This window comes from Pimelobacter simplex, assembly GCF_900114845.1.
GTDB lineage: Bacteria > Actinomycetota > Actinomycetes > Propionibacteriales > Nocardioidaceae > Nocardioides > Nocardioides simplex.
Map to the genome: position 1 here is coordinate 273,380 of NZ_FOUK01000005.1, position 23,351 is coordinate 296,730.

General features: G+C 72.2%; 21 protein-coding genes. 17 read left to right on the plus strand and 4 right to left on the minus strand.

Annotation, left to right across the window (positions count from 1 at the left end; all coding sequences use genetic code 11):
• The first annotated feature begins 1 nt into the window (after position 1).
• The 4 genes from BM223_RS21440 to BM223_RS21455 all read left to right on the plus strand — a co-directional run bounded on the left by BM223_RS21440 (position 2) and on the right by BM223_RS21455 (position 5,792).
• The gene (locus BM223_RS21440; RefSeq protein WP_038676607.1) at positions 2-1,216 is read left to right on the plus strand and encodes a hypothetical protein; all 1,215 of its coding nucleotides are present in this window, start codon (positions 2-4) and stop codon (positions 1,214-1,216) included.
• A gap of 66 nt (positions 1,217-1,282) precedes the next feature.
• Positions 1,283-2,548, plus strand: coding sequence for a glycosyltransferase family 4 protein (locus tag BM223_RS21445; protein WP_038676608.1), 1,266 nt, complete (start codon positions 1,283-1,285; stop codon positions 2,546-2,548).
• Between the two features lie 47 nt (positions 2,549-2,595).
• Positions 2,596-3,678, plus strand: a complete 1,083-nt coding sequence (locus tag BM223_RS21450) for an acyltransferase (protein ID WP_141267160.1) — start codon at positions 2,596-2,598, stop codon at positions 3,676-3,678.
• Positions 3,678-5,792, plus strand: coding sequence for an acyltransferase family protein (locus tag BM223_RS21455; protein ID WP_052138192.1), 2,115 nt, complete (start codon positions 3,678-3,680; stop codon positions 5,790-5,792). The genes BM223_RS21450 and BM223_RS21455 overlap by 1 nt, the downstream gene beginning before the upstream one ends.
• On the opposite strand, the gene BM223_RS21460 is transcribed toward BM223_RS21455, so the two are convergent.
• Positions 5,731-6,888, minus strand: coding sequence for an acyltransferase family protein (locus BM223_RS21460; RefSeq protein ID WP_075018706.1), 1,158 nt, complete (start codon positions 6,886-6,888; stop codon positions 5,731-5,733). The genes BM223_RS21455 and BM223_RS21460 overlap by 62 nt on opposite strands.
• Positions 6,889-6,938: 50 nt before the next feature.
• On the opposite strand from BM223_RS21460, the gene BM223_RS28635 reads away from it, so the two are divergent.
• Genes BM223_RS28635 through wecB form a run of 3 tightly spaced genes read left to right on the plus strand, consistent with a single transcriptional unit; the run spans position 6,939 to position 9,843 of the window.
• A complete protein-coding gene (locus BM223_RS28635) occupies positions 6,939-8,258 on the plus strand; it encodes a glycosyltransferase family protein (protein WP_038676611.1) in 1,320 nt (439 codons plus the stop codon).
• On the plus strand, positions 8,255-8,755 hold the full coding sequence (locus BM223_RS21470; protein ID WP_038676613.1) for a hypothetical protein: 501 nt from the start codon (positions 8,255-8,257) through the stop codon (positions 8,753-8,755). Before BM223_RS28635 ends, BM223_RS21470 begins: the two co-directional genes overlap by 4 nt.
• Positions 8,752-9,843 carry a non-hydrolyzing UDP-N-acetylglucosamine 2-epimerase gene (gene wecB / locus BM223_RS21475; protein ID WP_038676614.1) on the plus strand — a complete coding sequence of 364 codons (1,092 nt, stop codon included), beginning with the start codon at positions 8,752-8,754 and terminating at the stop codon, positions 9,841-9,843. Before BM223_RS21470 ends, wecB begins: the two co-directional genes overlap by 4 nt.
• Here wecB and BM223_RS21480 read toward each other — a convergent pair.
• Complete coding sequence (locus BM223_RS21480) at positions 9,840-12,458, minus strand: glycosyltransferase (protein ID WP_038676616.1); 2,619 nt, start codon at positions 12,456-12,458, stop codon at positions 9,840-9,842. The two genes, wecB and BM223_RS21480, sit on opposite strands and share 4 nt — an antisense overlap.
• Before the next feature lie 104 nt (positions 12,459-12,562).
• Here BM223_RS21480 and BM223_RS21485 point away from each other — a divergent pair, with 104 nt between their 5' ends.
• Genes BM223_RS21485 through BM223_RS21500 form a run of 4 tightly spaced genes read left to right on the plus strand, consistent with a single transcriptional unit; the run spans position 12,563 to position 17,434 of the window.
• Positions 12,563-13,654, plus strand: coding sequence for a DegT/DnrJ/EryC1/StrS family aminotransferase (locus BM223_RS21485; protein ID WP_038676617.1), 1,092 nt, complete (start codon positions 12,563-12,565; stop codon positions 13,652-13,654).
• Positions 13,651-14,634 carry a Gfo/Idh/MocA family protein gene (locus BM223_RS21490; RefSeq protein ID WP_038676619.1) on the plus strand — a complete coding sequence of 328 codons (984 nt, stop codon included), beginning with the start codon at positions 13,651-13,653 and terminating at the stop codon, positions 14,632-14,634. The genes BM223_RS21485 and BM223_RS21490 overlap by 4 nt, the downstream gene beginning before the upstream one ends.
• A gap of 2 nt (positions 14,635-14,636) precedes the next feature.
• The gene (locus BM223_RS21495; protein ID WP_052138194.1) at positions 14,637-16,142 is read left to right on the plus strand and encodes a glycosyltransferase family 2 protein; all 1,506 of its coding nucleotides are present in this window, start codon (positions 14,637-14,639) and stop codon (positions 16,140-16,142) included.
• Between the two features lie 2 nt (positions 16,143-16,144).
• Positions 16,145-17,434: a nucleotide sugar dehydrogenase gene (locus tag BM223_RS21500; protein WP_038676621.1), complete on the plus strand. Its 1,290-nt coding sequence runs from the start codon at positions 16,145-16,147 to the stop codon at positions 17,432-17,434.
• Here BM223_RS21500 and BM223_RS21505 read toward each other — a convergent pair.
• Together BM223_RS21505 and BM223_RS21510 are read right to left on the minus strand one after the other, a co-directional pair.
• A complete protein-coding gene (locus BM223_RS21505; RefSeq protein ID WP_038676623.1) occupies positions 17,421-18,017 on the minus strand; it encodes an acyltransferase in 597 nt (198 codons plus the stop codon). The genes BM223_RS21500 and BM223_RS21505 overlap by 14 nt on opposite strands.
• Before the next feature lie 31 nt (positions 18,018-18,048).
• Positions 18,049-18,849 (minus strand): hypothetical protein, encoded by an 801-nt coding sequence (locus tag BM223_RS21510; protein WP_038683371.1) that lies wholly within the window; start codon positions 18,847-18,849, stop codon positions 18,049-18,051.
• A 63-nt stretch (positions 18,850-18,912) separates the two neighbouring features.
• On the opposite strand from BM223_RS21510, the gene folP reads away from it, so the two are divergent.
• The 6 genes from folP to BM223_RS21540 all read left to right on the plus strand — a co-directional run bounded on the left by folP (position 18,913) and on the right by BM223_RS21540 (position 23,340).
• A complete protein-coding gene (gene folP / locus BM223_RS21515; RefSeq protein ID WP_038676625.1) occupies positions 18,913-19,788 on the plus strand; it encodes a dihydropteroate synthase in 876 nt (291 codons plus the stop codon).
• Entirely contained in the window at positions 19,785-20,192 is a 408-nt protein-coding gene (gene folB / locus BM223_RS21520) for a dihydroneopterin aldolase (protein ID WP_052138195.1), read from the plus strand. The genes folP and folB overlap by 4 nt, the downstream gene beginning before the upstream one ends.
• Entirely contained in the window at positions 20,189-20,758 is a 570-nt protein-coding gene (folK, locus tag BM223_RS21525; protein ID WP_038676627.1) for a 2-amino-4-hydroxy-6-hydroxymethyldihydropteridine diphosphokinase, read from the plus strand. The genes folB and folK overlap by 4 nt, the downstream gene beginning before the upstream one ends.
• Before the next feature lie 34 nt (positions 20,759-20,792).
• Positions 20,793-21,293: a DUF3180 domain-containing protein gene (locus BM223_RS21530; protein WP_038676629.1), complete on the plus strand. Its 501-nt coding sequence runs from the start codon at positions 20,793-20,795 to the stop codon at positions 21,291-21,293.
• Between the two features lie 212 nt (positions 21,294-21,505).
• Complete coding sequence (locus BM223_RS21535; RefSeq protein WP_038676631.1) at positions 21,506-22,111, plus strand: hypothetical protein; 606 nt, start codon at positions 21,506-21,508, stop codon at positions 22,109-22,111.
• 53 nt (positions 22,112-22,164) lie between these two features.
• Positions 22,165-23,340, plus strand: coding sequence for a hypothetical protein (locus tag BM223_RS21540; protein ID WP_141267157.1), 1,176 nt, complete (start codon positions 22,165-22,167; stop codon positions 23,338-23,340).
• The last annotated feature ends 11 nt before the right edge of the window (positions 23,341-23,351 follow it).

Consider the following 23,351-nt stretch of genomic DNA (forward strand, 5'->3'; position numbering starts at 1 on the left):
CATGAGTCGGATCGCCAGGCGCCTCGTGCTGCTGGTCGCAGTCGCCCTCACGACGTCGGTGCTGGTCGTGGCCGGGGGCGGGGACTCCCGCGCCGCCACCCCGTCGCACCTTCCCGGGGTCTTCGCCGTGGCGATCAAGGGAGAGGTCGCGGGCACCACGGGTGCCGACCGGCGCCAGCTCGGACGGCTGGCGTTGTACGACTTCCGAGCCGACGGGACGGTGACCGAGCGGTACTGGGCCTGGAACACCGCCACCGACACCCCGGCGTCGGCATGGGGCTCGTCCTCGAACAACTACTGCATCACCTACGTCGGGGTCCCGACGGGCGGTACCCCGCAGCCCGACTCCAGCTCGGCACCGCTGTGTCGCGTCGAGTTCCACGACAACATCAACACTCCGGCGCTCGAGGGCGAGCCCTCGTCGTTGACCGGCACGTACACGAACGTGACCTCCCCGGGCGTCGCTCCGGTCGATGGTGACGTCATCCAGGTCACCTGGGCCGGAGGCGCCGGTGTCGAGCGCTGGCGCTACGCGTTCAGCAACGACAAGATCGCCAAGATCGAGATGATCTACTTCGACAAGTTCCAGGCGCCCAACGACTTCTACGCGGCGCAGCCCACCTACGCGCTCCGTGACCAGCAGGCGGTCAACGCCGGCTGGGGCTGGGGCGCGGCAGGCACGACGCTCAAGGGTGGCCTCGGAACCGAGGCGATCCGGGACGAGGTCGTGTCGCAGGGACCGGCGATCACCGGATGCCAGAAGTTCTGGAACAACTTCTACGGAAACCCCGTGCGCAGCAACACCCAGGTCAACAACCCCACCGAGTGCGGAGAGATCATCTCCCTCGGCAGCTACACGCTCACGACGGCGACCTGGCCGAAGCTGCGCTACGTCACCGGTCTGCCCTGCGTCAACGGGGGAGCGGTGTACCGCTACTTCTCGGCTCTCGACGCCAACACGCAGGTGGCGTCGGTGACGGACCGGCGCATCCAGTCCGTCGTCGAGCACGACTTCAACTGCAACGGACGTATCTCGGACAACTTCGGCCACACCCAGATGGGCCTGCAGATCATCGATGCCGATGGCCGGTTCGCAGGCGTCGTCATGATCCAGGACCAGTACAACGGCAACCCGGCGCCCTTGAACTACGACAGCATCGGTGCGTCGTACTTCGTCACCCGCAGCGTGAACGAGGCCGACCCGACCGTGCGTTGATGAGGGCATCGTCAAGTTTCCGCGGATCCTCTGACGGATCCGTCACGGCCGCCTAGCCTCCCAGCCATGCGTGTGCTCCAGGCTCCGGTGAACATCGCGAACCAGGCGTGGGGCCTGGCGCAGGGCCTACGTGCGCGCGGCCACGAGGTCGAGGTGTGGGAGTACGGCACCAGCACCTACGACTACCCCTGCGACCGCCGCATCGACGTGTCGGCGGGGATGCCGGCCTACCTGGCTGCGCTTCAGGACGCCCTCCAGGGTGGCTTCGACGTCGTCCACCTCCACTTCGCGCGGTCGCTGGTGCCCGAGGGGCACTCCCTCCCCGCGTACTGGGATCTGCCCCTGTGGCGCGCGATGGGGGTGAGCGTCGTCGCCACCTTCCACGGGACCGACGTCCGGTTGCGCAGCCACCACCTCCAGGAGGACGAGTGGAGCTTCTACCGCTTCGCCGACGTGCCCTCCTACGAGGACCTGATCGCCGACCGGCTCCGGGTCATCCGTGCCTATGCGTCGCACCTGACCGTGGGCAGCGTCCTCGACCTGCCGTACGTCGAGGACGCGGTCTACCTGCCGAAGGTGATCGACACCGAGGACCTGGTCGCGCCTCCGTTGCGCACTGACGTACGCCGTCCGGTGATCGCGCACGCGCCGAGCCGACGGGCGCTCAAGGGCACCGACATGGTGCTGGCCGGTCTGGACCGGCTGCGGGCCGAGGGCCTGGCGTTCGACGTCGACCTCATCGAGGGCGTCGACAACGCGGAGGCGGTCGCGCGACTGGCGCGGGCCGACATCGTGGTCGAGAAGGTGCTGGGTGGCGATGTCGGGGTGACGTCGATGGAGGCGATGGCGCTCGGCCGGGTCGCGGTGACCCGGATCCGGGACCAGGTGCGGGCCCAGCATCCCGACCTGCCGGCGGTCAGCGCGGACCCGGACACGTTCGCCGACGTGCTGCGCGACCTGCTGAGCGATCCCGAGCGCCGGGCCCGGCTCGGTCAGGAGGGGCGGGCGTACGTCGAGCGGGTGCACGGCCTCGAGGCCGGCGGGCGCCGGCTGGAGGAGCTCTACCAGCGCAAGGGGCGCGGCCCGGCTGTCGGCTACCCGGGCTGGCCACTGCCCGCCACGGACGCGCGGCTCGCCGCGGCCGAGCGCGCGCTGACCCGGGCCCGGGCCGCCGCCCAGCGTCGCCGCGGCCGGATCCAGGCGCTGCGCGCGAACCTGGACGCCGCGCGGACCGAGCGGGACCTGGCGGTCGACGAGCTGGCGCGGCTGCGTGACAGCCTCGCCGAGCAACCCGAGCGGGCCCGCCGATTCGGGCGGCCCCGCCGGGGCTAGGAGCGCACTGCTTAGGGCTGGAGACCTGGCTGTTCTAGGCTGCGCCGGTGACGACAGCGGTCTCGGAAGAAGTCTCCCCACGCCCCTACCGGTGGGATCTCGACGTCCTCCGGATCATGGCGATCCTCGGTGTGCTCGCGATCCACATCTTCGGGCTGATCCTCGGTGAGGAGCAGCTGCGAGGCACGAGCACCTGGTACTTCGGGCTGATCATCGACCTTGGCAGCACCTGGTGCGTGCCGGTCTTCGTGATGATCAGCGGGGCGCTCCTGCTCGACCCGCGGGCGCACGTGGGTGGTCCCGGCATCTTCCTGCGCAAGCGCGCACTGCGGCTGGTGCCGGCGCTCGTGGTGTGGCACCTCGTCTACCTGCTGCTGGTGCGCCGGGTGTTCTTCGACGACCGGCCGACGATCGAGAACGTGCTGCTCCAGCTGATCGACGGCCGCATCTTCACCGCCCTCTACTTCCTGTGGCTCATCCTCGGCCTGTACCTCGTCGCGCCGGTGCTGGCCGCCTTCCTGGCTGACGGCGGTCGCAAGCGGGCCGTCGTCACCGCGGTCGTGGCCTCGGCGTGGACAGCCGTGATCCTCGCGCTCCCGGGCATCACCACCGAACTGGGGTCGCCGCGGCCGCGCGGCGACAACATCGTGATCATGTTCCTTCCTTACATCGGCATCTTCGTCGCCGGGTACGCCTGGCGCGAGCCGCAGCGGCACGGCTGGCGATGGCTGTGGACCGGCGCGCTCGCCGTCGCACTGATGGCCGAGACGATCTGGCAGTACAACGTGCGCCCCGACCACACGTGGCTCCAGGCGCTGAGTCCCGTTGCCTACTTCAGCCCCCTTGTCGTCATCGCGTCGGTCTGCCTGTTCGTCTGCGTGATCGACCTGTGCAGCCGCGTCGAACTGCCCGACCGCGCGCAGCGGGTGCTGCGCTCGCTGGGTGCCGCGACGTTCGGCGTCTTCCTGTGCCACCTCGTCTTCTACTCGGTGTTCCGCCGTTGGTACCCCGATTTCTGGGCCGACCCGCGCCCGGTCGCGAAGATCCAGATGTACGTCGCGATCGTCGTCCTGTCGTTCGCGCTGAGCCTGGTCGCGCGCAAGGTGCCGGTGCTGCGGCGGGTGTTCTGATGCCTCCCGCCCCGGCACCCCACGGGGAGAGCGAGTTCCGGGCCGAGGTCCAAGGACTTCGGGCCGTCGCCGTCCTGCTGGTGGTGCTCTACCACCTCGCGCCGGCACGACTCTCGGGCGGCTACGTCGGCGTCGACGTCTTCTTCGTGATCTCGGGCTACCTGATCACCCGGCACCTGGCCCAGGAGGCCGAGGTCTCGTCGGGTCTCCGCGTCGTCCGCTTCTGGGCCCGGCGGGTGCGACGGCTGCTGCCGGCCGCACTGCTCGTGCTGCTCGTTTCCCTCGTCCTGGTGTGGGCCTGGATCCCGCAGACCGAGTGGCCGACCAATGTGCGACAGGTCGTGGCGAGCGCGCTCTACGTCCAGAACTGGGTGTTGATGCTGGACGCCGTCGACTACTCGGCGCTGGGCGAGTCGGCCTCGGTCGCCCAGCACTACTGGTCGTTGTCGGTCGAGGAGCAGTTCTACTTCGTCTGGCCCGTGGCGATCGCGGTCGTGCTGGCCGTCATCACCCGCCGGCACCGCCGGGTCGTGTCGGCGGAGCGCGTCCGGCAGTCCCTAGTCGTGCTGCTCGCGGCCGTCGGGGCGGCGTCCCTGGCCTGGTCGGTCGTCGCGACCGCGACCGACCCGGGGGCCGCGTACTTCCAGACGTTCACCCGGATGTGGGAGTTCGCCGCCGGCGGGCTCGTCGGCCTGTTGTGGCAGCGGCGCCGGCTCACTGGGCACGGGGGTGCCGCCGTGGCCTGGGCCGGGCTCGTCGCGATCGTCCTGGCGGGCGTGCTCTACGACGACACGACGCCCTTCCCCGGCTGGCTGGCGATCGTCCCGGTCGCCGGCACCGTGGCCGTCCTGCTGGCCGGCCACGCGCGGACCCGGACGGCGCCGCACTGGCTCACCTGGCGCCCGGCGACCTTCGTCGGTGACATCTCCTACGCCGTCTACCTGTGGCACTGGCCATTGATCGTGGTGGCGCCGTTCGCGCTGGGCCACGAACCGGACCGCTACGACAAGATCGGTGTGCTCGGGCTGAGCCTGCTCCTGGCCTGGTGCAGCACCCGCTTCGTCGAGGACCCGCTCCGAGGCGGCGCCTTCCTCCGGCCGGTGCCGCGCGCCCTCGTCGCGGGAGCGGTGGCGATGGCGGTCGTGGTGGCCGCGGCGGCCGGCCTGCGGAGTGCGCTGCCTGCCGAGCAGGACTTCGCGCTGCCGAGCCCGTCCTCCTGCACGGGACCCGGAGCGCTCGACCCGGCCAATCACTGCGACTCGGTCGTCGGCGAGGGCCCCGCGCGGCCGGGTCCGGTCCAGGTCGCGCGGCAGAACCGTGAGGAGGTCGCGTACCCGGGCTGCCAGGCGAGCTTCGCGAGCAGCGAGCTGGTCAGCTGTGACCTGGGTGCCGACGCGGGATCGGCCCGACGTGAGGTGGCGCTGGTCGGTGACTCTCACGCGGGGGCGTGGTTCCCGGCGTTCGACGAGATCGGGCGGCGTGAGGGGTGGCAGGTGCGCACCTACGCCAAGACGAGCTGCCCGGCCACGCTCGCGCTGCGCGTGCTGCCCGCCGAGAAGGACCCCGACTACCAGCGCGACTGTGCCGACTGGGTCCGCAAGCTCGACCGTGCCGTGCGTGCTGACACCTCGCTCGACGCGGTCGTCGTCGCGTCGTACTCGACGGCCTACGACTTCGTCCCACCCGACGACATGACCATGACCGATCCGGCCACCGACGGCTTCGTCGCGCTGTGGCAGCGCTGGCGAGACGCAGGGCTCGAGGTGATCGTCCTTGCGGACGTCCCGCGCACCAACGGTGACTACGTGCCCACGTGTCTCGCCGAGCACCGGGACCCGATGAGGTGCGCGGTTCCGCGCACGGTCGGCCTACCGGCGCAACGCCCGATCACCGACGCGGGCGGCAAGGCCGAGGGCCGGGGCGTCGCGCTGGTCGACCTCACCGATCGCTTCTGCGACGGTCGCTGGTGCTACCCCCAGGTCGGGTCGGTCATCGTCTATCGCGACTACTCGCACCTGTCGAGGGAGTACGCACGCTCGCTGGCACCGGAGATCATCCGTCGCCTGCCGTCGTTCCCCCGACGTGCATCTGCCGGTGCCGCCCCGGTGCCGTGACCTCGCGAGCGGCGGGCTGCGGGCCGCGGCGGCGCAGGAAGCGCTCGGCTGGGTGCTCGACCAGGTAGTACAGCGCTCCGGCCAGGGCGAGGGACACGACGATCACCGCCGTCCAGACCGCGAGCACCCCGGCGCCCTCGTAGAGAGCCGGGTGCTGGTGGCGGACCCAGCGGATGACGATCTCGTGGACGAGGTACCAGGCGAACGACCAGTGCCCGAGGCGCAGCATCCAGGTTCCGGTCAGCCCGGTTCGGCGTCCTGAGAGGTCGGCCTGCGCCGCCGCGGCGACGAGCAGCGCGAAGACCGGGGTCGAGAGGAGCTGTGAGGCGCTGTAGGGCCCATACCACTCGGTGTCCGGGACGGCCTGGTGCCAGGGGATCAACGCGGCGAGGTAGGCCACGACGAGGACGAGCGCCACGGGCAGGCCGATCCGGGGTCGCCAGCCCCGCCGCATCGCGAGGGCGACCGCGACGCCCACGACGAACTGCGTCAGGCGGGAGAGCGGCAGGTAGTCGAGCGCCCAGGAGCGGTGGGCGAGGTCGATGCCGCCGCTCGCCAGCCAGAGGCCGAGCGCGGCCGCGCAGCCGGCCCCGGCCACCACCAGGAGGGCACACGGTCGCCGCGGCGCGAGCACCAGGAGCAGGAGCGGGAAGACGGCGTAGAAGAACGCCTCGTCGCTGAGCGACCAGACCGCGGGGTTGCCGCCGACCACGATCCCCGGATCGGTGAACCAGGCGTTGGTGAAGGTCAGGCCGGCGAGCGCGCCGTCGCGACGTACGGGGACGTCGAGGGCCAGGTAGACCGCGACGGAGAGCACGATCGCCACCGCCATGAGCGGCCAGATCCGGGCGAACCGGCGCCAGTAGAAGACGAGGGGACGGGTCCGGGTCCCGTCGTAGCTCCACGCCAGCACGAAGCCGGAGAGCACGAAGAAGAACGTCACGCCGCACCGGCCGTACCAGGACAGGTCGCTCACGACGGGGACCTGACCGACCGTGCGGGACAGGTGGTAGAGCACGACGAGGAGTGCTGCCCAGAAGCGGAGCCCGGTCAGGGAGGGGAGCCGGTCGCGTCCCTCGATCGGTTCGTCACGCACACAGCACAGTAACGCGAGGCGGGGCTGCCCAGGCTGCTAGGGTCCCTGGCGTGGATCGGGCTGCCCCGCACGTCTTGTACATCGCCTGGGGCTTCCCGCCTTCGCGAGGAAGCGGCGTCTACCGCGCCCTCGCGACCGCGAACGCACTGGCCGCGGGAGGCTTCCGGGTCACCGTGCTGACCTGCGAGCGCGAGTCCTTCTACCGCTACACGCTGGCCGACCCGACGCTCGAGGAGCGGATCGACAGCCGGGTCGAGGTCGTGCGGATCCCGTTCGACTGGCCGGTCATGGACCTCGACGTACGACGCTGGGACCGTGAGCGCGCACGCCGTCCGCGGGCGTGGACCCTGCGCCGGGTCGAGCAGGACCAGGAGGGCTTCCCCGAGGCCAGCTACGGCCCGTGGCTGGAGCCGCTGGTCGCCGCCGGCCGCGCGCTCCACCGGCGCGACCCCCTCGACCTGGTCGTCGCCACGGCCAACCCGAACGTCAGCGTCGGTGCGGCGCACCGTCTGCACACCGAGCTCGGGATCCCCTTCGTGCTCGACCAGCGCGACTCGTGGACCGTCGACGTCTTCGACGGCACCGAGAACCCGGACCGCCGGGTCCACGAGCTAGAGGCGGCGTTCGTCGCCGACGCGCTGGAGGTGTGGTTCGTCAACGAGCCGCTGCGCGCCGAGCACGCGGCGCGCTACCCGGCGTCGGCATCGAAGATCCACTCGGTCGCCAACGGCTACGACCTGGAGCTGGCGCCGTCCCCGGTGCTGAGCGCCCCCGCTCCGGAGCAACCGCTGACCTATGGCTACATCGGCACACTGACACCGCGGCTGCCGCTCGTCGAGTTCGGCGAGGGCTGGCGGACGGCGCGTGAGCGTGGCGGCGTGGTCGCCGGTGCCCGGGCCCGGCTCTGGGGGCACCTCGGCTTCTTCGCGGTCAAGGACGCATCGCTCAGCCACGTGCTGGAGCAGCACGACGACGGCATCTCGTACGACGGTCCGGTGCCGAAGGCAGCCGTGCGCACGATCTTCGAGGAGATCGACGTCCTCCTCCTGATCCTCGGCGCCGGCCGCTTCGTCACCAGCGGCAAGGTCTACGAGTACATGGCGAGCGCGCTGCCCATCGTCTCGGTCCAGGAGCCGGGCGGCGACTCGGCCCGGGTGCTCGAGGGCTACCCGCTGTGGTTCCCGGCCGCCGATCTCACCCCGGGCGCCATCGCGCAGGCGCTGGAGGGCGCCGGCCGTGCCGCGCGCGAGTCCGACGAGACCGTACGGCGTCGGTGTCTGTCCCACGCCGAGCAGTACGAGCGCAACCGCCAGCTCGGCCCGCGGGTCGCCGCGTTGCACGACGCGGTGAGTGCGAAGGAGACCTCGTGAAGGTGCTGCTGCTGTCGACGACCAGCCGGATGAGCCGCGCGTGGCTCGCCGAGGCACTCGAGCCGCTCGCGGACCGCGACCTCGACCTCGCTCTCGCGGTGCTGCGCCGGCCCGCCGAGCCGCTGCCCGTGCGGCGCTGCCTGGTCCTCGGCGCGTCGCTGCGTCCCCGTCGTCAGGTCGTCGAGGCGCGCACGCAGGGTGGTCCTCGCCCGGCCCCAGCGGGACGCCGCCGCAAGATGCTGCGCAAGCTCGACCGCCGGCTGCTGAAGGTGGCGCCCGACAAGTACGGCGCCGACAACAGTCTGCTCTTCGCCGCGGGGGCGATCTGGTCCCCGCAGCTGCGCGAGGAGTTCCGCGGCGCCGACCTGGTGATCTGCCTGGACCTCGCGACGACCTGGGCCGGCTGGCACCTGGCGCGACGGATCGAAGGTCCGGAGGTCGTCTTCAGCGTGGCCGGGGCCGTCCGCAAGCTCGCCGAGCTGGAGGCGGCGGCATGAAGGTGATCAGCGTCGTCGGAGCGCGGCCCCAGCTGGTCAAGCTCGCGCCGATCGCGGCCGCGATCGGGCGCACCGACCACCAGCACCTCATCGTCCACACGGGGCAGCACTACGACGCCGACATGTCTGACGTCTTCTTCGACGGTCTGCAGATCCCGGCGCCCGACATCCACCTCGGTGTCGGCTCGGGCTCCCACGGCGCGCAGACGGGTGCGATGCTGGCCGACCTCGACCCGATCTTCGATCGAGAGCGTCCCGACTGGGTGCTGGTCTACGGCGACACCAACTCGACCATCGCGGCAACGCTCGCGGCCGTGAAGCTGCACGTGCCGGTGGCCCATCTCGAGGCGGGGCTGCGCTCGTTCAACCGCCGGATGCCCGAGGAGCACAACCGGGTCCTGACCGACCACGCCGCCGACCTGCTCCTGGCTCCGACCGAGGTCGCCATGGGCCACCTGGCCGACGAGAACCTCGCCGACCGCGCGGTCCTGGTGGGCGACGTGATGGTCGACGTGTGCCTCCAGGTGCGCGACGCCGTCCGCTCGACCGGGCGGGCGCCGACCCTCCCGCACGGCGTCGACGCGGCCGCGCCGTACGTCGTCGCTACGCTCCACCGCCCGGACAACACCGACGACCCGGCGCGGCTGCACGCCCTGCTCGACGCACTGGCGGGCCTGTCGCTGCCGGTGGTCCTGCTGGCGCACCCTCGTCTGGTCGCGAAGGCAAGGGAGCATGGGCTGGAGCTCGAGCGCGGTGCGATCCGCGTCGGCCCCCCGCTCGCGTACGCCGACATGGTCGCCACCGTGCTCGGTGGGACCGGTGTGCTGACCGACTCCGGTGGCCTGCAGAAGGAGGCCTTCCTCCTCGAGCGCCCGTGCACGACGATCCGCCCCGAGACCGAGTGGGTCGAGACGCTGGACGACGGCTGGAACGTGTTGGCGCCCGACCCGCACCTGCTGTCCGCGGAGGAGTGGGCCGGGCTCGTCACCCGTCCGCGGCCGACCGCCGCTCCCGGGGAGCCCTATGGCGACGGACACGCCGCCGACGAGGTCGTGCGTGTGCTCGCCGCCCGCGGCCGAGCCTCCTAGCGCAGGAAGCCGTCGAGGATCTCGGCCGCACGCCGCCCGTCGTGGACGGCACGCGCGAAGCGAGCCGACGCGGCGCCGATCTCGCGGGTCGCGTCGCGGTCGGCGACCAGCTGCTCGATCGCGTCGGCCACCTCGGCGCCGGTCGCGTTGACGATCGGCAGGTCGTCACCGACGGTGGCCACGACATGGTCGGTCAGGTAGGAGATGACCGGCTTCCCGGCGGCCATCGCCTCGCACGCGAAGGCGCCGTAGGCGCCGACCGCGACCTGGTCGATGACGATGTCGGCCTCCTTGACCTGGCGCTGCATCTCGGGCCAGAGCAGTCCCTCGACCAGGTTGAGCTCGATCAGGCCCTTGCGCTCCATCTCCTCGAGCGCGGGGAGGAAGCGGTCGGTGCCCTTGGTCCACCGGCGCGACGGGGCATGGAGGACGACCGGGCGGGCGCGTTCCATGATCGGGTTGCTCGTCGCCCACGAGTCGATGTCGACGACCAGGGGCAGCCAGGTGGCGCGCGGGACGTCGTCGAGCAGGTCGGGCGTCGTGACGTAGACGGGCAGGTCGACGGAGTCGACGATCGCCAAGTTGCGGTCGGAGAGCCGGGTCAGGACGTCGAAGATCTCCTGCTCCGGCACGTCGTGGAAGTGGGAGTGGGGGCTGCGCTCGCGGTGCCGGGCGGGTGAGCGGATCTCGCTGCCGTGGGCGAGGAGCGCGACCTTGATCTTGGCGTGCCGCAGCGCGGGGAGGTCACCGGAGATGTCGTCGCCGTTGAGCGTTCCGAAGACCGGCCGGAAGGCGTCGGCGATCAGGTGGGTGTAGCGGGGCAGGGTCCGCTGGAGGTGGGCGATCTGCACGTCGAGGTGCTTCAGCGTGGAGTTCGCGGCGTAGACGTCTGCCGGGTAGCCGAACGACTGGCCACTCGTGTGCATCGTGACCTCGGCCGACACGTCCTCGCGGTGCTCGGTGACGGAGGTCGCGAGGGCCGCGAGCTGGCCGGCGTAGTTGGCCGGGGCCAGGCCGAGCCGGATCGGGGTGTCCTTCGTCAACCGGCGCCAGGGGTGCCCGTCCTCGGGGGTCGCCAGCTGGTTGCGGTTCTTGTCGCTGGCCACGTGGCGGAAGCGCTCGGTGAGGTCCCAGCTCGGCTGGATGTCGGCCGGGGGCGGCACCAGACCGGAGATGTCGCGGTAGAGCTTCAGCAGGCCTGCGGCCTGGAACTCCCAGGAGAGCTCCTTCTTCAGGTCGTCGGTGATCCGCGCGAGGTAGCGGTCACGGTCGGCGAGGAGGGTGCGGACCGCGGCGGCGAAGGTCACCGGCTCACCCGCCGTGCAGACCTCGCCGACGCCGTGCTCGCGGACGAACGCCGACAGGGTGCGGACGTCGCTGACGACGACCGGGAGATCGGCGTGGAGGTACTCGGCGAGCTTGGTGGGCAGCGAGATCTCGTGGTTCGGCGTGCGGTCCAGGACGATCACGCCGAGGTCCGCACTGGACAGGTAGTCGGGGACCTCGTGCTGCGCGACGTAGGGCGCCAGGTGCACCCGGTCGCCGACGCCGAGCTCTTGGGCCCGGCTCAGCAGCTCGCGGGTGGCGGGGTTGTCCCGGTTGGTGACCACCGCCAGGTGCACTCCGGGCAGCTCGGGCAGCGCGCCGAGCGCCGTCTCGAGGCCCCGGTTGGCCTGGACGTATCCGGAGTAGACGAGCAGCGGCACGTCGTCGTCGAGCTCGACCACCGCGCGCACGGAGAGCTCGGGCGCCGTGCCGACCGCTGCCTGCAGGGGAGTGTTGAGGACGACCAGGGGCTGCTTCGTGAGCCGGTGGTCGGCGCGGAGGATGTCGGCGATCTCGTCGGACACCGTCACGACGGCGTCGGCCTGGCCGATGAACTCCCGCTCGACCTGCGGGTAGCCGCTCTGGATCCGCTCGGTCGGCCACTCGATCTGGGAGACGTACTCGTGGGCGTCGTAGAGCCAGTGCACCTCGTGGCCCTGGCGACGCAGGCGGCTCGCCGCGATCGCCGCGGGATACATGCCGGTGATGTCGTTGGCGTGGATGACGTCGGGCCGGAACTCCTCGATCGCGGGGCCGATCGCCCGGTCGAGGTCGAGGACGACGGGGGTGTCGTGACGCCAGTCTCCGACGGCACGGTCCGGGTTCGGCAGGTGGCCCTCGCCCCAGGCCTGGGCGCGCAGGCGCAGCTGGAGCCAGTCGCGGCCGGCCCGTCCGGCGACGCGGAGCCCGAGCCGGTGGAGGGCGCCGACCTCAGCCATGCGGGCGTCCCGGTCCCGCGCCCGGGTCTGGTGGCGGGCCTCGGCCCACGCGGCGTCCTTGTTGCTGATCAGGCCGGCCCGGACCGTCTTGCGGGTCACCGTGTTGCGCCGCCGGAAGTTCTCCTGACGGCGCAGCGCGTCGTCGACGGGCACCCTCAGCACCTTGACCGGGCCCATCCAGGTGCGCTCGACCCGGGCGCTCGTGGACCTGCCGATCAGGAGCACGTCCCAGCCGTCGTACGCCGCGGAGAGCGCCGTCTTCTGCACACGAGAGTCGCCGGTGATCGCGTTGGCGACGACGACCGCCAGGCGCGGTCGCTTCTGGGTGCTCTTGGGGTTCGGCTCAGCCACGCGCTCGATCGTAATGTCTGCCGGCCTGGAGCGTGGTCGGCGCCCTGTGCGGTGATAGCGTGGCCGCCGCCTGAGGCAGGCTTGGGCCCACAGGGAGGATGAGCATGTCTGGCACCACCACGAACATCCCGGCCGCGCGTCCGGTGATCGACGAGTCCGACATCCAGGCCGTCGTCGACGTGATGCGTTCGGGCATGGTCGTCCAGGGCCCGCAGGTGAAGGCGTTCGAGGAGGAGTTCTCCGCCGTCGTCGACGGGCGCGAGTGCGTGGCCGTCAACAGCGGTACGTCGGCGCTGCACCTCACGCTGATGGCGCTCGGCTACGGCCCCGGCGACGAGGTCATCTGCCCGTCGTTCACCTTCGCCGCGACCGCCAACGCGATCCGCCTCGTCGGCGCGACGCCGGTGTTCGCCGACATCCAGGCCGACACCTTCAACATCGACCCCGCCCACGTCGAGGCGCTGGTCGGCCCGCGCACCGTCGCGATCATGCCGGTCCACCTCTACGGCCTGCCGGCCGACATGACGGCGCTCAACGCGATCGCCGAGAAGCACGGCATCGCCGTGGTCGAGGACGCCGCCCAGGCGCACCTCGCCTCGATCGACGGGCGCCACGTCGGCTCGCTCGGCATCGCCGGCTGCTTCAGCTTCTACCCGACCAAGAACATGCACTCCCTCGAGGGCGGCATGATCACGACCGGTGACGCCGAGCTGGCCCGCACCCTGCGGCTGCTGCGCAACCAGGGCATGGAGCAGCGCTACGCCAACGAGGTCGTCGGCACCAACACCCGGATGACCGACGTCGCCGCCGCCGTGGGCCGCAACCAGCTGCGCCGCCTCGCCGAGTGGACCGACCGCCGTCGCGAGAACGCCAAGGTGCTCACCGCCGGCATCACCGCCGCGACGACGCCGTTCGTGCCCGACGGCTACGAGCACTCCTACCACCAGTACACGGTGCGCTCGGCCGAGCGCGACGCGCTGCAGGCCCGGCTCACCGAGCACGGCATCGGCAGCGCGACGTACTACCCGACGCCCGTCCACCGGCTCAAGCCGTTCCTGACCGAGGCCGGCGTCCCCGACCCGCGCTGGGAGCTGCCCGAGACCGAGAAGGCCGCCCTCGAGGCGCTCTCGCTGCCGGTGTTCCCGACGCTGACCTCCGACGAGCTCGACCGCATCGTCGCGGCGGTGAACGCATGACCCTGCGGGCCGGCCTGGTCGGCCTCGGGGCGATGGGCCGCAACCACGCCCGGATCCTCTCCGGCCTCGACGGCGTCGAGCTCATCGGCGTCGCCGACGCGCAGGTCACCGACACCCGGGCCTCCTACGGCGTCCCGATCGTCCCCGACGTCGCCGCGCTGATCGCCCTCAAGCCCGACTACGTGGTGGTGGCGGCACCGACCGGCTTCCACGAGGAGATCGGGCTCGCGCTGGCCGAGGCCGGCGTGCACGCGCTCATCGAGAAGCCGCTCGCCCCCACCGTCGACGGCGCCCAGCGCCTCGTCGACGCCTTCGAGTCGCGCGGCCTGGTCGGCGGCGTGGGCCACATCGAGCGCTACAACCCGGCGCTGCAGAGCCTGCGCACCCGCCTGGCCAACGGCGACCTCGGCGAGATCTACCAGGTCGTCACCCGGCGCCAGGGCCCGTTCCCGGGCCGGATCGCCGACGTCGGCGTGGTCAAGGACCTCGCCACCCACGACATCGACCTCACCGCCTGGGTGACCGGCCAGCCCTACGTCAAGGTCTCCGCCCAGGCGGCCCGGCGCAGCGGCCGCGAGCACGAGGACCTCATCGCGGTCGTCGGCGAGCTCGGCAACGGCATCGTGGTCAACCACCTCGTCAACTGGCTGAGCCCGCTCAAGGAGCGCTCGACCGTCGTCACCGGCGAGCGCGGCGCGTTCGTCGCCGACACGCTCACCGCCGACCTGCACTTCTACGCCAACGGCGCGGTGCGCACCGAGTGGGAGGCCGTCAGCGCCTTCCGCGGCGTGTCCGAGGGCGACGTCACCCGGTTCGCGATCCCCAAGCGCGAGCCGCTCCTGGTCGAGCACGAGCGCTTCCGTGACGCCGTCCGCGGCGACGAGAGCGAGATCGTGACCCTGCGACAGGGCCTGCGCACGGTCGAGGTCGCCGCGGCGGTCCTCGAGTCGGCGTCCACGGGTAACACCGTCTGGCCCTGACGATGGCCGCCGTCCCCGACGTCTCGGTCGTCATCCCCGTCTACAACACGGCCGCCTACCTGCCGGCCTGCCTCGACTCGCTGCTGGGCCAGACGATCGGGACCGACCGGCTCGAGGTGGTCGCGGTCGACGACGGCTCGACCGACGGCAGCGGCGCGCTCCTCGACGACTACGCCGCCGCGCACCCCGGTGTCGTCCGCGTGGTGCACCAGGCCAACTCGGGCGGCCCGGCCCGGCCCTGCAACGTGGGGCTCGACCACGCCCGCGGCCGGTTCGTCTTCTTCCTCGGCTCCGACGACTACCTCGCCGGCGACGGCCTGGCCCGGATGGTCGCCGCCGCCGACGAGTGGGACGCCGACGTGGTCGTGCCCGCGATGGTGGGTGTCAACGGCCGCGTCGTCGACCAGCGGCTCTTCCACCGCGACGAGCCCGACATGCCGTTCCCGCGGTCGAACCTGCCGTTCTCGCTGTCCAACACCAAGCTGTTCCGGCGCGCGCTGCTCGACGAGCACGGCATCCGCTACGCGCTCGACATGAGGGTCGGCAGCGACCAGCCGTTCGCGATCTCGGCGATGCTCGCGGCCCGCCGGATCTCCGTGCTGGGCCGGCCGCACATCTACTTCGCGGTGCGCCGCGACGACGCCGACAACATCTCCTACACCACGACCTGGCGCGACCGGCTCGCCGCGATCGTGTCGGTGATCGAGCACATCTGCGCGATCGTGCCCCCCGGCGACGACCGCGACGCGATCATCCGCCGCCACTTCGGCTGGGAGCTCAACAAGATCGTCATGCGCAATATCGCCGACGTGGCGCCCGACGAGCGGCCCGAGCTGCTCGCGGCCGTCGCCGCGGTGGCCGACGACTACCTCACCCCCGGCGTCGAGCGGCTGCTCAAGGTCGGCACCCGGCTGCGCTGGTGGCACGTGCGGCGCGGTGACATCCCCGCCGTGCTCGCCCTGGGCGACAGCGCCCCCAAGGTCCGCGCCCACGTCGAGGACGGCGAGCTCTTCCTCGTGCTGCCCGGCTTCCGCGACGGCGTGCCCGACGACATCTTCCGGCCCACCGGCGACAACGTGCCCAACGTGCTGCAGCGCGGTCTCGGTGAGCAGACCGCCGAGCTCCGCGACGGTGCGCTGCAGGTCACCGCGAGCAGCGAGGGCATCGCCGCCGGCACCGTCGGCGCGCTGTCCGTGGCGCTCGTCGCGGCCGAGGGCCCGCCCGCGCCGGCCCGGCTGGTCACGGGCGAGCCCGCGGCCGTCGTCCGGGTGCCGGTCGAGGTGGGCGCCGACGGCCGGCTGCACGCCGAGGCCGACGTGAGCGAGATCGCCGCGCACCGCGGGCGCTGGGCGGCCCGCTGGCAGCTGCGGGTGGGCGGTGACGTCTACGATGTCCCGGTGCGGTCGGCGCTCACGTCGTCCGCACCGGTGCGTCGCCGGCTGCGGACGACCACGGTCGAGGTGAGGCCCGGGCTCCAGGACCGGGTCGTCGTCGAAGTCAGGAGCTGAGGGTGAACATCTGCGTCGTCGCGCTGGGCAAGATCGGGCTGCCGCTGGCCGTCCAGTTCGCGAGCTCGGGGCACAAGGTGGTCGGCGCCGACGTCGACGCCACCGTCGTCGACCTCGTCAACCGCGGTGTCGAGCCGTTCCCCGGTGAGGCCGACCTCCAGGACAAGATGCGCGCCGCGGTCGACGCCGGCCTGCTCAGCGCCACCACCGACACCACCGCCGCGGTCGCCGAGGCCGACGCTGTCGTCATCGTCGTCCCGCTCTTCGTGGCCGCCGACGGAACGCCCAGCTGGCAGTGGATGGACGCCGCCACCGAGGCCGTCGCCCGCGGCCTCAAGCCGGGCACGCTCGTCAGCTACGAGACGACCCTCCCGGTCGGCACCACCCGCGACCGCTTCGGGCCCCGCCTCGAGGAGCTCTCCGGCCTGCGCGCCGGTGAGGACTTCCACCTCGTCTTCAGCCCCGAGCGGGTGCTCACCGGCCGGGTCTTCGCCGACCTGCGCAAGTACCCCAAGCTCGTCGGCGGCATCAACCAGGCCTCGACCGACGCGGCGATCGCCTTCTACGAGGCCGTCCTCCAGTTCGACGAGCGCCCCGATCTGCCGCGCCCCAACGGCGTGTGGGACCTCGGCCCGTCCGAGGCCTCCGAGTTCGCCAAGCTCGCCGAGACCACCTACCGCGACGTCAACATCGGCCTGGCCAACCAGTTCGCGCGCTACGCCGACCAGATCGGCGTCGACGTCCTCAAGGTCATCGAGGCGTCGAACTCGCAGCCCTACAGCCACATCCACCTGCCCGGCATCGCCGTCGGCGGGCACTGCATCCCGATCTACCCGCGGCTCTACCTCTGGAACGACCCGGCCGCGACCGTGGTCAGCGCGGCGCGCGAGGCCAACGCCGGCATGCCGCAGTACGCCGTCGACCTGCTCGCCGCCGCCCACGGCGACCTCGCCGGGCTGACGGTCCTCGTCCTCGGCGCCGCCTACCGCGGCGCGGTCAAGGAGACCGCCTTCTCCGGCGTCTTCCCGCTGGTCGACGACCTCCGGGCGCGCGGGGCGGTGCCCTACGTCGCCGACCCGATGTACACCGACGACGAGCTCGAGAAGCTCGGCCTCCCGGCCCACCGGGGCGAGGACGTCGCCGCGGCCGTGATCCAGGCCGACCACCCCGAGTACCGCACGCTCACGCCCGACGACCTGCCCGGCGTGCGCCTGCTCGTCGACGGCCGCCGGGTGACGGACGCCGCCGCGTGGGACCGCGAGGGCGTCCGCCGCATCGTCATCGGCGGCTGAGCGACTCCCCGTCGGCCGCGGCGTCGTAGACGTCGCCGGTCTCGGGGCACGTCCACACGCCCGGCTCGGTCTCGGCCAGCCGGACGCCGGCCCGGCCGACCCAGCCGATCCGCTTGGCGGGCACGCCCGCCACCAGCGCGTACGACGGCACGTCGCGGGTCACGACCGCACCTGCGGCGACCAGCGACCAGGCGCCGACCTTGAGCGGCGCCACGCAGACGGCGCGCGCGCCGATGGAGGCGCCGTCGCCGATCTCGACGCCGACGGCCTGCCAGTCGGAGGCGCGCTTGAGGTCGCCGTCAGGGGAGACCGAGCGCGGGTACTGGTCGTTGGTGAGCACCGCGGCCGGCCCGATGAAGACGCCGTCGCCGAGGGTGGCCGGCTCGTAGACCAGCGCGTAGTTCTGCAGCTTGCAGCGGTCGCCGATCCGCACGCCGGTGCCGACGTACGCGCCGCGGCCGATCACGCAGCTCGCGCCGAGGACGGCGTCCTCGCGGACCTGGGCGAGCTCCCAGACGGTGGTTCCGTCGCCGAGCTGGGCCGAGTCGGCGACCTGGGCAGTGTCCTTGACCGTTGCACTCACCCGGTCACCGTAGCGGGCGCCGGCCCCCGGCTCAGAAGCGCTTGGCGGGGATGACGTTGCTGGGCTCGTCGTTGCGGCCCTTCTCGATGATCACGAGGTTGTGGTACGCGTGCACCGCGATCACGTGCCGGTCGTTGTAGGTCGGCTCGTAGTCGGCATCGGGGTACTCGGCGTGGTTGAGCCCGTCGAGCAGGTCCTTGACCAGTGCCATCGTGGTGTCGGTGGCGTGCCGGTCGGGGTTGCCCCCGAACCGCGTCCAGTACGACGTCTGGGTGTCCTCGATCGCGTAGATCCCGTCGTCGGCCAGCAGCGGGAAGAGGATCCGGAAGGTCTCGCGGATGTGCTCGGGCCGGTGGCTGCCGTCGTCGATGATCACCCGCGGGGTGCCCTGCTCGGCGACGATCCGGCGGAGCACCGCCTCGTCGACCTGCGAGCCCTGGTAGGTGACGATCCGGGGCCGGTCGACGAACGACTTGTCCTCGATGTCGAGGCCCACGACCTGCGCCTTCGGGAAGAAGTGCTTCCACATCCGCAGCGAGCGGCCGCCCTGGCGCTCGCGGGCGTAGCCGCCGATGCCGATCTCGAGCAGCGTGAACGCCTCGCCGCGCAGGTGCTTCAGGTGCCGCTCGTAGTGCTGCGTGTAGTGGTGGGTGCCGGCCTTGTCGGTCTTGAAGTGCCGGGCGATGGCGGTCAGGTCCATCTCGGCGAACCGGGGACCCTGCCCCGCGGTGCCCGGCGCCTCCGTGGTGCCGCCGCCGATCCGGCGCAGGCGCTGCCACACCTGGTCGCTCACCAGCGGCTTGACCGCACGCGTCGCGGCTGACTTCAGCACGGACATGGCTCCTCCTGGGGTTGGGCTACGACGACACTACGTGCGGCCGATAGCGTTCGGCGCATGACCGCTCCGCCGATCCCGCTCCTCATGGGGATCGTCAACGTCACGCCCGACTCGTTCTCCGACGGCGGACGGTACGATGACCCCGAGCGCGCGATCGCCCACGGACGCGACCTGCTCGCCCAGGGCGCCGACGTCCTCGACGTGGGCGGCGAGTCGACCCGGCCCGGCGCGACCCGGCCGCTGCTGGCCGAGGAGCTCGACCGCGTCGTCCCGGTGATCGAGGCGCTCGCCGCCGACGGCGCGACGGTCTCGGTCGACACCATGCGCGCCGAGGTCGCCGCCCGGGCGGTCGCCGCGGGCGCCCGGATCGTCAACGACGTGTCCGGTGGCCTCGCCGACCCGGCGATCCTCGACGTGGTCGCGAGCACCGGGGCGACGTACGTCGCGATGCACTGGCGGGCCCACAGCGACCGGATGCAGCAGTTCACCGGCTACGACGAGCACGGCGGCGTGGTGCCGGGCGTGCGCGCCGAGCTGGCCGAGCGGGTCGCCGCGATCCGCGCCGCGGGCGTGCGCGACGAGCAGATCGTGCTCGACCCCGGCCTGGGCTTCGCCAAGCAGCCGCACCACAACTGGGAGCTGGTGCGCCGGCTCGACGTCCTGGCGGGGCTCGGCTTCCCGCTGCTGGTGGGCGCGAGCCGCAAGACCTTCCTCGGGCGGCTCCTCGCCGACGCCGGCGGGCGGCCGCGTCCCGTGGCGGAGCGCGAGGCCGCCGGGATCGCCGTGACGACGCTGCTGGCGGCCGGCCTGGGGGGAACCCCGGTGTGGTGCCTGCGCGTCCACGATGTGCGTGCCCATCGCGACGCCCTCGCGGTTGCGGCAGAGTGGGGGCCCGACGCGGATCGGGCCGCGGACGAGAGCAGAGGGAAATGACCGACGAGCTGAGCATCCTCGGCATCGAGTGCTACGCCCACCACGGCGTCTTCGACCACGAGCGCCGCGACGGGCAGATCTTCAAGATCGACCTCACGCTGGGCGTCGACACCGCCCCCGCGGCGGCCTCGGACGACTTGCAAGACACCGTCGACTACGGAAGCCTCGTGGACCAGGTCGCGGCAGCAGTGACGAGGGACCCGGTCGACCTGATCGAGACCCTCGCCCAGCGCATCGCGGACACCTGCCTGTTGGACAGTCGTGTTGAATGGGTGCGTGTGACCGTCCACAAGCCGGATGCGCCGATCCAGGCGACGTTCGCCGACGTACAGCTCACCATCACCCGCCGTCGCGAGGCAGCGGGCGAGGGAGACAGAACCGGGAAGGCAGAGGGCCCAGCATGACCGAGACCCCCAATCCGAACATCATCGACGCGGACACCCTGACCGGCGAGATGCGACCGATCCGGCGCATGGTGGTGGCACTCGGCTCCAACCTGGGTGAACGGTTCGCGAACCTTCAGGGTGCCGTCGACGCCCTCGCCGACACCCCCGACGTGTGGGTCACCGGCGTCTCCCCGGTCTACGAGAGCGACCCGGTCGACTGCCCGCCCGACGCCAAGAGCTTCCTCAACGCCGTCGTGCTCGCCGACACCACGCTGTCGGTGCACCGGCTGATCGACCGCGCGCTCGCCATCGAGGACGCCTTCGACCGCACCCGGGGCGCCGTCAAGAACGCGCCGCGCACGCTCGACGTCGACCTGGTCGTCGTCGGCGACCGGCGCAGCGACACCGACGAGCTCCAGCTGCCGCACCCGCGCGCCCACCAGCGCGCCTTCGTGCTCCAGCCCTGGCTCGACCTCGAGCCGGACGCCGAGCTGCTCGACCGCGGTCCCGTCGCCGCGCTCGTCGACGCCGTCGGCACCAGCGGCCTCAAGCTGCGCGACGACCTGGTGCTCGAGTTCGAGTGACCGGTAGCGGCATCGGTTCCGGTTCCGGTTCCGCGTGAGCGGGGACCAGGAGGACGACCGCCCTCCGGAGCCCTCGGGCGAGATGCGGCCCACCGCCGTCCGCACCCTCGTGGTGTGGGGCGCGATCGGGCTCGCCCTCGGCTCGGCGATCCATCCGCTCTGCGACCGGCTCGGCGTCGTACCGCCGCTGGTGTCGTTGCCGCAGCCCCTCGCGCTGCTCCTCCTGGCCGGCATCCTCGGGTACGTCGCGTGGGTGACCCACCGCGCCGTCCACGTCCGCCGCGAGCGGCTCGACGCCCACCAGGCCGTCAACCGCTTCGTGCTCGGCCGGGCCAGCGCCCTCGTCGGCGCCCTCGTCGGCGGCGGCTACATCGGCTACGCCCTCACCTGGATCGGCGACCCCGCCGAGCTCGCCGACGAGCGCCTCGTCCGCTCCCTCGTCGCCGCCGCCTGCGCCGTGCTCGCCATGGTCGCCGGCATCCTGCTCGAGCGCGCCTGCCGGGTCCGCGACGACGACGACGCCACCCCCGCCTGACCCCTCCCCGAAGTGCGCCGGTTGCGGGCACGAGGTGCGCGGGTTGCGGGGACGAAGTGCGCCGGTTGCGGGCACGAGGTGCGTCGGTTGGGCACACCTCGACCCCGCAACCTCCCCACTTCGCCGGGAACGAGCGGGCGCTGGGGCAGTTGGGGCGGATGTGACGTGCGTGTCTACCACGTCTGGGGCGGTCGGCGGCATAGCGTGCTGTCATGACTTCCCCTGTCAGGTCCAGCGCCGCCGGAAACCGCCGCCGTCAGCGGTCGACCCGGATCGTGGTCGCCGCGCTCCTGATCGCGCTCGCGGCCCTCGCCGTCGCGGGCACTGCCGTGACCGGCTCCTGGGTGCTCGTCACGATCGCCGGCGCCGGAGCCGTCGTGCTCGGCGCGGCCGCCCTCAAGATCTCCCACTCCGAGCTCCTCGACTCGCGCCAGGAGGCGGCGCGCGACCGGGCCGCCCAGGCCCAGGCGTACGCCGAGCTGACCGAGGCCCGCACCGCCGAGAACGTCGAGTTCGCGGCCGACATGACCGGCAAGGTCGCCAAGCGCGACGCCACCATCGCCCGCCTCGAGAAGCGCCTCGGCGACGCCGCCTCCGAGCTCGCCGAGGCCCGTCGCGAGCTGGCCGACCAGCGCGACCTGACCGACGAGGCCCAGCGGGCCGCCGACCGGCTCACCCAGCGGCTCGCCGACGCCGACGAGCGCGCCGGGCAGGCCGTCGTCCGGGTCGCCGAGCTCGAGGCCGAGGTCGACGTCCTCACCTCGCAGATCCACGCCCTGGAGGCGCAGGCGCGCACCCAGGCGCGTCGTCCCGCCTGAGCACGACAGGTAGCATCGGCTCGCCGGACCGGCGAGCCAAGGAGTAGCCCCGCATGCGCCAGGTGGACCTGCCCACTGCGTTGCCCGACGGTTCGCGCTTCCTCCACATCGGCATGCCGAAAACCGGAACGACTGCGCTCCAGGCCGCGCTCGACGAGGCGCGCGGGAGGCTCCAAGAGCTCGGTGTCCACAACGCCGGCCGTGGTCGGCATGAGATGAAGACCGCACTCACGGCGGCCGGTACGCTGCCGGCCTTCTGGCCGGACCGCGATCGTCATGCTGCCCGGTGGGACGAGCTGGCCGCCGACTTCGCCGGGTCCGAGGCCCGCTGCACCTTCTGGTCGAGCGAGTCGCTGAGTCAGGCCGGTCCCGCGCGGATCCAGTACCTCGCCGACCGACTGGGTGCCGACACCCGAATCGTCCTCACCCTTCGGCCTCTCGCACCGCTGCTCGTCTCGCAGTGGCAGGAGGTGTTGCGCCGCCGAGGCACGGTGCCGCTCGAAGAGTGGCTCGCCGGCCACTTCGACGCCGTCCGTCCCGACGGCACCGTGGTCGTCGATCCACCGCTTCCGATGCCGCAGATCCACCGATTCAGCCTGCGCCGCGTCATCGCCGAGTGGGGCGCGGCGTTCGGTGAGGAGAACCTCGTGCTCGTCGTCCCCGCACCCGGAGATCGACGGGGGAACTTCCGGGTCTTCGAGGCGTTGATGGGGGTTCCGGAGGTCCTCGCACCGCCGGCGATGGACAACGCATCGCTGCCCTTCCCGGAGGCGGAGATGCTGCGTGCCTTCAACAACGCCTACACCGCGCGCGGCGGCGACCACCCGACCTGGATGTTCGCCATGGGCACGATCGCCCGCCCCCGGCTGCGTGAGCTCGCCGGACGCGCGACGCCGTACGGCATCACCGCGCCACGCTGGGCGGCTGAGCGCGGCAACGACTACACGGCCGACTGGATCACCGCAGTCCGGGAGTCGGATGCCACCGTGGTCGGCGACCTCGACCACCTGCTCGTCGACCCCGACGCGTTCCCCGAGCGCGTCGAGGTGCCGGGCAACGTGAGCGTCGAGACCGCAGGTCAGCTGATCGACATCGCCTTCGCAGCCGCGCTCGACCAGGGACGCCGACAGCGCGACGCCGCGCCGAGTGATGACCTCTCCGCCCACGGCAGCCGTGACCTCGCCCGTGAGGTGGCCCGCCGGGTCCGTCGCCGGGTGACGCGCCGCTGAGTCCCGGAGCC

Excerpts from the sequence above, each read along its gene's own strand:
- BM223_RS21440 (WP_038676607.1), top strand. The coding sequence starts at position 2 with ATGAGTCGGATCGCCAGGCGCCTCGTGCTGCTGGTCGCAGTCGCCCTC.
- BM223_RS21445 (WP_038676608.1), top strand. The coding sequence starts at position 1,283 with ATGCGTGTGCTCCAGGCTCCGGTGAACATCGCGAACCAGGCGTGGGGC.
- BM223_RS21455 (WP_052138192.1), top strand. The coding sequence starts at position 3,678 with ATGCCTCCCGCCCCGGCACCCCACGGGGAGAGCGAGTTCCGGGCCGAG.
- wecB (WP_038676614.1), top strand. The coding sequence starts at position 8,752 with ATGAAGGTGATCAGCGTCGTCGGAGCGCGGCCCCAGCTGGTCAAGCTC.
- BM223_RS21485 (WP_038676617.1), top strand. The coding sequence starts at position 12,563 with ATGTCTGGCACCACCACGAACATCCCGGCCGCGCGTCCGGTGATCGAC.
- BM223_RS21490 (WP_038676619.1), top strand. The coding sequence starts at position 13,651 with ATGACCCTGCGGGCCGGCCTGGTCGGCCTCGGGGCGATGGGCCGCAAC.
- BM223_RS21495 (WP_052138194.1), top strand. The coding sequence starts at position 14,637 with ATGGCCGCCGTCCCCGACGTCTCGGTCGTCATCCCCGTCTACAACACG.
- folP (WP_038676625.1), top strand. The coding sequence starts at position 18,913 with ATGACCGCTCCGCCGATCCCGCTCCTCATGGGGATCGTCAACGTCACG.
- folB (WP_052138195.1), top strand. The coding sequence starts at position 19,785 with ATGACCGACGAGCTGAGCATCCTCGGCATCGAGTGCTACGCCCACCAC.
- folK (WP_038676627.1), top strand. The coding sequence starts at position 20,189 with ATGACCGAGACCCCCAATCCGAACATCATCGACGCGGACACCCTGACC.
- BM223_RS21535 (WP_038676631.1), top strand. The coding sequence starts at position 21,506 with ATGACTTCCCCTGTCAGGTCCAGCGCCGCCGGAAACCGCCGCCGTCAG.
- BM223_RS21540 (WP_141267157.1), top strand. The coding sequence starts at position 22,165 with ATGCGCCAGGTGGACCTGCCCACTGCGTTGCCCGACGGTTCGCGCTTC.